The organism is Vibrio sp. OPT46, from assembly GCF_015163535.1.
Taxonomy (GTDB): Bacteria; Pseudomonadota; Gammaproteobacteria; order Enterobacterales; family Vibrionaceae; genus Vibrio; species Vibrio alginolyticus.
Genome location: NZ_JADDYG010000302.1, coordinates 72,974 through 79,291, shown reverse-complemented (window position 1 = coordinate 79,291; position 6,318 = coordinate 72,974). Strand labels below are relative to the sequence as shown.

At 43.8% G+C, this 6,318-nt stretch carries 12 protein-coding genes; 11 read left to right on the top strand and 1 reads right to left on the bottom strand.

Annotated features, from left to right (window positions below):
* Window positions 1-437 precede the first annotated feature (437 nt).
* Window positions 438-1,073: a helix-turn-helix domain-containing protein gene (locus IQR33_RS14570; RefSeq protein ID WP_025510299.1), complete on the bottom strand. Its 636-nt coding sequence runs from the start codon at window positions 1,071-1,073 to the stop codon at window positions 438-440.
* Between the two features lie 291 nt (window positions 1,074-1,364).
* Here IQR33_RS14570 and IQR33_RS14565 point away from each other — a divergent pair, with 291 nt between their 5' ends.
* The 11 genes from IQR33_RS14565 (at window position 1,365) to IQR33_RS14515 (ending at window position 6,297) form a co-directional block, all read left to right on the top strand.
* A complete protein-coding gene (locus IQR33_RS14565) occupies window positions 1,365-1,679 on the top strand; it encodes a hypothetical protein (protein WP_020840932.1) in 315 nt (104 codons plus the stop codon).
* 74 nt (window positions 1,680-1,753) lie between these two features.
* Window positions 1,754-2,713 (top strand): hypothetical protein, encoded by a 960-nt coding sequence (locus IQR33_RS14560; protein ID WP_193838079.1) that lies wholly within the window; start codon window positions 1,754-1,756, stop codon window positions 2,711-2,713.
* Entirely contained in the window at window positions 2,658-3,143 is a 486-nt protein-coding gene (locus tag IQR33_RS14555; protein WP_193843784.1) for a hypothetical protein, read from the top strand. The genes IQR33_RS14560 and IQR33_RS14555 overlap by 56 nt, the downstream gene beginning before the upstream one ends.
* Window positions 3,140-3,505: a hypothetical protein gene (locus IQR33_RS14550; RefSeq protein ID WP_193838078.1), complete on the top strand. Its 366-nt coding sequence runs from the start codon at window positions 3,140-3,142 to the stop codon at window positions 3,503-3,505. Before IQR33_RS14555 ends, IQR33_RS14550 begins: the two co-directional genes overlap by 4 nt.
* A gap of 62 nt (window positions 3,506-3,567) precedes the next feature.
* On the top strand, window positions 3,568-3,969 hold the full coding sequence (locus IQR33_RS14545) for a hypothetical protein (protein WP_021453894.1): 402 nt from the start codon (window positions 3,568-3,570) through the stop codon (window positions 3,967-3,969).
* Complete coding sequence (locus IQR33_RS14540; protein WP_021453152.1) at window positions 3,966-4,271, top strand: DUF4406 domain-containing protein; 306 nt, start codon at window positions 3,966-3,968, stop codon at window positions 4,269-4,271. Before IQR33_RS14545 ends, IQR33_RS14540 begins: the two co-directional genes overlap by 4 nt.
* Before the next feature lie 7 nt (window positions 4,272-4,278).
* Complete coding sequence (locus IQR33_RS14535; RefSeq protein WP_021454738.1) at window positions 4,279-4,428, top strand: hypothetical protein; 150 nt, start codon at window positions 4,279-4,281, stop codon at window positions 4,426-4,428.
* A gap of 2 nt (window positions 4,429-4,430) precedes the next feature.
* A complete protein-coding gene (locus IQR33_RS14530) occupies window positions 4,431-4,622 on the top strand; it encodes a hypothetical protein (RefSeq protein WP_020840925.1) in 192 nt (63 codons plus the stop codon).
* 43 nt (window positions 4,623-4,665) lie between these two features.
* Window positions 4,666-5,475 carry a Bro-N domain-containing protein gene (locus IQR33_RS14525; RefSeq protein WP_020840924.1) on the top strand — a complete coding sequence of 270 codons (810 nt, stop codon included), beginning with the start codon at window positions 4,666-4,668 and terminating at the stop codon, window positions 5,473-5,475.
* A 13-nt stretch (window positions 5,476-5,488) separates the two neighbouring features.
* A complete protein-coding gene (locus IQR33_RS14520; RefSeq protein WP_020840923.1) occupies window positions 5,489-5,761 on the top strand; it encodes a hypothetical protein in 273 nt (90 codons plus the stop codon).
* Between the two features lie 77 nt (window positions 5,762-5,838).
* Window positions 5,839-6,297 carry a Ref family recombination enhancement nuclease gene (locus tag IQR33_RS14515; protein WP_020840922.1) on the top strand — a complete coding sequence of 153 codons (459 nt, stop codon included), beginning with the start codon at window positions 5,839-5,841 and terminating at the stop codon, window positions 6,295-6,297.
* Window positions 6,298-6,318: the final 21 nt, after the last annotated feature.

Below are 6,318 nucleotides of genomic sequence, written 5' to 3'. Positions count from 1 at the left end.
CAATCGAGCCAGCCTCTACACGCTCGATAAACTCAGGGAAGTTAGTCACACGTTCCATTTGAGGGTCTTTTTTGGCAGTTCCTTCGCCAGTCATTTTTGCTTCGTCAATAGTCATGTTTACTCACTTATCTTTTGTGATACTATGACGGCGTTGCAGCGGTTTGGTCGCCGCTTCAACACGGTCATACCATTAAATGGTCTGGTCATACCTTGTGAATAAAGCCGCTCAGAAATGGGCGGTTTTATTTTTGTTCGCTTGTTTCCGAACGATGCAAAGATTAACTTAACGATGAAAATATTGGAAGTGATCGAAAACGGTAAAAAATGAAATTATTGTTTTCGCTTTTGATTGATTTGGGATTTTAGACAAAAAAACCCTCGCATAGCGAGGGAAATCCTTTTAAAAGCTGATTGTGAGTGATATCTATCACCAAAAATTAGAATATCGCATACGCAGCGAAAGTGCCAATTAATTTCTGACCAGTGATTTCTACAAGACGCAATTCAAGAGGTAACTCTTCATTCATGGATTTCAAAAACTGCCTACCGTGTGCGGATTGGTATTCCATGATCTCCACGTTGTTACCAGTGTTTGCTACAACCAATTGACCAGACACAGGTGATTTATCAATGTCAAAGTACAAGTAGCCACCAGCAGGATAGTTTTTGATTTGGTCATTCACCTTTACAACGAATTGACTCTTTGAGTTTCCACTAGGGCAAGGGAATCGTTGAGTGCGCTCTGAAACGCCCGTTTTTAAAAACTCATCTGGGTCAACGTCAACGAACGAGTTTAATGATACTAGGGGAGCACCTAGTTCAATGCGAGAAAGCTCTTTGTATTCATCAGCCGTTGGCGAACCTTCACCAGTAGCTAACCACTCAAGACGGCAATCGAGGGCATCTGCTAGCCTGATAGCCGAATCGAGCATGATACTTTTTTCTGGATTCAATTTGATGTTGGTTAACACCGCTCGACTTACACCAGATCTCTTTGCCAAGTCGATGCTTTTGGTTATGTTTAAATCCCGTTTCCTCTGCTCAATGTTCCGAGCAAGCACAGACATAGACATAATGCCCCCTGTTTGATGTTTAAATATTACGCTTGTATATGTATGTGAAATTCACACACCAAGTATAAACCAATTCTTTTTTTTGGTCGATTATTGGTCGAAAATTTTTTATTTGACAACTCTGCTGTTTACGATCAATGATTGCATTCATCGAATGTTGACGACACTCAACAGTAGATAACCTAAAAGTGTGTTTTGGTGAGCGTGGGAGCTATTTCCTATCAGCCACCCACTTGTGGCGCTAATAGCTCAGTGTCGCCACGCTCAACCAAAGCACATTGAGAGGTAACCATGAACATTCCTGAAAATCGCTTTTTCGTTCTAAACAACATGGCTGTCGTTCCAACGATGATTTTTAAGCGTGGTTTGACGCTTGAAGAGTTAGGAGCTTACTGCGTTTTGAGCGCGACAAGTTTCAACTGGTGGAAAGATGTCGATGAACTCAGCAACGCATTGGGAGTGCCAGTCGAGAAACTTGAATCACTCAGACAAGCGTTAGTTGAAAAGTGTGGTTTGACTGAACCTAAAGACGAATACAACGAAGAAGAACAGGCTGAACGCGCAAGTTCTATCTACAAAGACATTCGAACAAATAGTGAATTTTAAGTAAAAAAAACCGCCGTGTGAGGCGGCGGTCTTTAAGTTTGCACCAAATGTTAGTGCTGTGACGAGGTAATTATATGGCACAACCAAATAAGAACGCAACGATCAAGCGTAAACGTGCAAGTCGCAACTTCACCATGATTTGCAACGAGGTTTATGCAGACCATTGTTTGAGTTTTCAAGCTATGGGATTGCTTAGTTACTTGTTGTCAAAACCTGATGATTGGGAAGTTAAAGTGTCCCACTTAGAGAAAGTAACCACCGGAACCATGAAGAAAACGGGGCGTGATGGTGTTTACGTAATACTAAAAGAGCTTATTGAGCGTGGCTTTTGCCTTCGCCACAAAGAGGCTGACGGTTCAACCTGGTATGAAGTGAGTGACTATCCAAAAAGCCTAATCCGTGAAAGCCGTATTACGGAAAAGCCAGATCCGGCTAATACGACACTACTAAATACTGATCTTAAACTAAATACTGATCTAAATACTTCGGCCGAATCTGACGATTCAGACCAATTGCTTTCTGATGCGTTTGCAATTTTCTGGACTGCCGGAATGAGAAAGGTTGGGAAGATTCAAGCATTCAATGAGTTTAAGCGAGTTATCAAGCGCCTAAAGGCCGAGCCTTACGAGTTTGCACGAATGCTCGCTGAAGACGTAAAGCGACGCAATGCAGCGCAGCAACAAGGTTTTGATCGCTTACATCCAGAACGTTACATCAAGTACGAACGCTGGACAGATGAATTGCTTAACGACACGAATCTAAGAGGTATCGACAATGGACAGAAATTTGAAATCAATGGAATCGGTTATGGCGAGAATGCCGATCAGTCAATCTTCCCTGAATGGTTGCGGATTTACCCAAACCAATCGCCAGCAATCAAATTTGCACGAGTACAACAACAGCGCCAATGGATTGAATCCCAAGCTAACAGCCCTATGGGACACGCTAACGGAAATGTACGGCAAGACATGGGTCACGATGAATGGCGCAGTGATTACTACGGCATGGGAAAACTTCCTTTCGACCCTGAATGATTTGCAACTTAACCGGATACTAGCGATCTGTTTTGACCGACTATCCAACGGTAACCGCTTCCCTCCATCGCTTGGTGAGTTGATGACTCAGATTAACCAGCGAACCGAAGCGGAATACCGCGAGGCCTATGACCGATTTTTGAATCGTGCGCCAATGGGGAGAGCCGAGAAATGGGTAGCACAAAATTGTGATTGGGATTTGAAACGAGCTAGAGCTGGTGGAGAGTTAGAACTTTTCATCAAGTATCTACGGGATGCAGACGCTAAAGAACGAGCTGGCCGCTTGAGACTTGCAGAGGATGAGCTAAAAGCGCTACCAGTACACAGTCGAGTTTCGGTAAGTGACAAGGTTCGAGAAGAGTATCGACGTTCAGGAGAACGACACGAGTTTTCTGATCGAATTGACCAACTAAGGGCCATGAAACGATGAACGATATCAAGCAGCAAATGAAGATTTTGATCGCCAAAATGCACGAGTACGGCTTTGAAGAAATCGCAATCAACAACGATGTGCCAACAATGGATCAGGAGTTTGCTAAAGCGCTAGTGAATTACCTAGAAGCCACCAGCAACGCATTCTTGAGCGTATATCGCCTTCACAAGCTAGCGAAGCAAAGAGACTTCAAAGTATTGAGTGAGAACTTAGAACAGGACTTAAAAACACTAGCTGGCATGGCTAGCATGATCGGCAATACGTGTAACTCATACGGGCGAATGGAAATTGAAGCGTTTGATGTTGCTTTAGAGGCTCTTCACCGCGCAAAAGAAGAATCTAAATTTTCGGCCTGTTAAATTTACAAACGTAAATTTCGATCATATATTTGTTTTCGAAACAAAACAAAAGGTAACAATCAATGACCAAATTACCAGACCAAAAAGCTTGCCAAGTATTGTTAACAATGGGGCGCAGACGCCAAGTTGAACAAGCCATTTCAGAGCTAAATGAATTGGCCGTTGCCCTGTACCACCACTTTCGACAAGGCAAAGGCTCGATCACTGAAGTGATGGAAGAAATTGCTGACGTTGAAATCATGCTAGCGCAGATCTACCAGCTCGTAGACAAAGACCAGCTAGAAGCTATCCGACATAAGAAAATCGAAAAGCTTGATTTTTATCTATGGCGAGTAGGAGAGATCCCACGCGAGATTTCCGAGCTGCAACATCAAATCACTAAAGAATCCAGTACCGAAGAAATTGAGCGTATTGAGCTAAAAATCAACGCCCTTAGACGCGAAATGGAGAGCATTAAGGGATGAAGATTTATATCGCTGGTGGCGTTACCGATGTGCCTGATAGCGAAGCGCAATTTAAACGCGCAGCCCTAAAGATTCAGTGCATCGGTCACGTTCCCGTTCACGCACTGATGTTGCCAGAAGGATTAAGCGAACAAGGGTACATGGATATAGCAATGGCAATGATTCGTGAAGTTGACGCGATTTATTGCTTGCCGAACTGGAAAACTAGCGTTGGCGCATTCGCTGAAGTTGCTTACGCAAAGAAGCTTCACTTGCCAGTGTTCCACAACATTCAACAAATCAAGCATCGTTTTCGTTTCTAGGTGAGTTATGCGTTTTAGTGAAACCGTTCTAGTAGCGATACACGGCGCACTAGCGATCTACATGCTGGCTAAGTTCGGCATCGAATTTACGGTGATGATTTACTTTCTAGCTGGCGTAATCGTTGCGAGATTGAAATCACTCAAATTGGTGAGGTAGGCATGAAATTACGAGACTTGCCTTATCAGTACGATTTCAAGCTTAACGGGAAGAGATATAGCCAATTCATTAGACCTAAAAAGCCAGTAGATCCGAATGATTTCAAAGTCGTGTGTTATGAGCCGCCGCAAGGCGACTCTATTGATATTCATTGCATGACTGAAGTTAAGCCAATAGTGCGTGTTCGTGTGTAAGCAGGGTATGACCAAAAGAACCATGTTTTAAGGAATTACGTTGATGAACATAACCAAATTCAACAAACCTATTTTTGGGGATCTGACCGTCATCATTGATATGGATAACGATCCTTGGTTTATCGGGAACGAGGTCGGCGCAATGCTTGGCCTTGTGAACGCTCGTGATGCGGTTAATCGGTATGTTTCAGAACAAGATAAGAAGCCGCTAAAGCAATTAATGGCCGAATTTCCAACGTCGAGCTGCTCGACGTTAGAGTTAAATCAACGGCTTACGGTAATAAACGAGGCTGGTATGTATGACTTGATTCTTTCCAGCCAAGCGCCAAAGGGTAAGCCGTTTCAGCGTTGGATCACTCACGAAGTGTTACCAAATATTCGAAAGCATGGCTCCTATTCATTGACCGAACAGCCGCGAACAAGCGCGGAATGGTTACTTGAGCAAGCAAAGGCTCTAGTTGAACAGGAGAAGCAGACCAAACAGGCCATTGAAACTGCCAACGACGCTCATCGACGAATTGACGAGTTAGAGCGCAATTTTATTCCGGCTGGATATGCGATTGTTTCCGGTTTGGGTATTCACTACGGGCTATCCAATCAAAAGGCTAAAGAGCTAGTGGAAGCTTATGACGTTCCAACTAGACCAATCACAGTGAATAGTGGGACGTTCCCCGTTCTCACTAAGATGGTGCTCATTGAGGACTTTAAAGCCGCGCTCAAGAAAGAAATTCAACTTCTCTCACTATCAGATACCGGATTATGGTTTGCTGGTGGACAGTTAGGGCGATTTGCGGCCAAAGGGCGAGTGTTAGAACTATTCAAAAAATACCAAGAAACATTAGCAGTCATTTAGGGGAACGCATTAGATGAGTAATCCGAACCAAGTATTAACCTACTACCTGATCACTTATCACTACTACAAAAAAGGCGTGTTTGCGCAAGCTGGCTATCAGCAAGTTGCTTTGAGCCAGAGAATGAAGCCTTACTCAACTAAGAAAATAATGGCCGCTATAGCCGATCACTTAGGAGTTGACGCAGATACGTTACTGCCTATCAACATTCAGGAGCTTGGTTCCTATCCAAGAGCCATGATTGAAGATCTAAAAGAACAAGCCGAGGCGTTAACAGTGACGCTTTAGAGTATCGCTTTTGAGTTAGAGCGTTGCATTCAGTGAATGCAGCGCTTTTTTTGTGCCTAGAAAACAGGAGAAGAGCAATGAAAGGTCGCAAACCGACAAAGGCAGAACAGATCTATGGACAGGCCGTGATTCAACGTTGTGGTTGTATAGCTTGCGATAAGCTTGGTCACCCGAATGATTGGCCTGAACCGTTGGAATACGTTGAGTTTCATCATTCGAGTGAGAAAGGTGCGGTTAAGCCACTAGCTCACTTTTTTGGTTATGGCCTTTGTCCCGTTCACCATCGAGGCGCAACTGGCGGCAACCCAATACCAGAAGGCGAACCAGTACGACACGATCCGCTAGGTAGTCGCAAGCAATTATTCTTCAACAAGGTTGGTACAGATTTAGAGCTGGTGGAATATGCGTGGTCTAAATTGCCACTAGAAGCGCTCGATCAGATTGGAGAGCTTACCGGAATATGGAGCTTTGAAGAGTTGGTGCGAGAGGACGCGAAGCAACGCAACATTTTTGAAAACATAAATTCCAATATTTAGGTTTGTTTGTATAATCATCGA

Bases quoted from the DNA above. Each gene is read 5' to 3' on its own strand.
- IQR33_RS14530 (WP_020840925.1), top strand. From the start codon at position 4,431: ATGAAATTACGAGACTTGCCTTATCAGTACGATTTCAAGCTTAACGGG.
- IQR33_RS14555 (WP_193843784.1), top strand. From the start codon at position 2,658: ATGAATGGCGCAGTGATTACTACGGCATGGGAAAACTTCCTTTCGACC.
- IQR33_RS14540 (WP_021453152.1), top strand. From the start codon at position 3,966: ATGAAGATTTATATCGCTGGTGGCGTTACCGATGTGCCTGATAGCGAA.
- IQR33_RS14565 (WP_020840932.1), top strand. From the start codon at position 1,365: ATGAACATTCCTGAAAATCGCTTTTTCGTTCTAAACAACATGGCTGTC.
- IQR33_RS14525 (WP_020840924.1), top strand. From the start codon at position 4,666: ATGAACATAACCAAATTCAACAAACCTATTTTTGGGGATCTGACCGTC.
- IQR33_RS14560 (WP_193838079.1), top strand. From the start codon at position 1,754: ATGGCACAACCAAATAAGAACGCAACGATCAAGCGTAAACGTGCAAGT.
- IQR33_RS14520 (WP_020840923.1), top strand. From the start codon at position 5,489: ATGAGTAATCCGAACCAAGTATTAACCTACTACCTGATCACTTATCAC.
- IQR33_RS14515 (WP_020840922.1), top strand. From the start codon at position 5,839: ATGAAAGGTCGCAAACCGACAAAGGCAGAACAGATCTATGGACAGGCC.
- IQR33_RS14535 (WP_021454738.1), top strand. From the start codon at position 4,279: ATGCGTTTTAGTGAAACCGTTCTAGTAGCGATACACGGCGCACTAGCG.
- IQR33_RS14545 (WP_021453894.1), top strand. From the start codon at position 3,568: ATGACCAAATTACCAGACCAAAAAGCTTGCCAAGTATTGTTAACAATG.
- IQR33_RS14550 (WP_193838078.1), top strand. From the start codon at position 3,140: ATGAACGATATCAAGCAGCAAATGAAGATTTTGATCGCCAAAATGCAC.
- IQR33_RS14570 (WP_025510299.1), bottom strand. From the start codon at position 1,073: ATGTCTATGTCTGTGCTTGCTCGGAACATTGAGCAGAGGAAACGGGAT.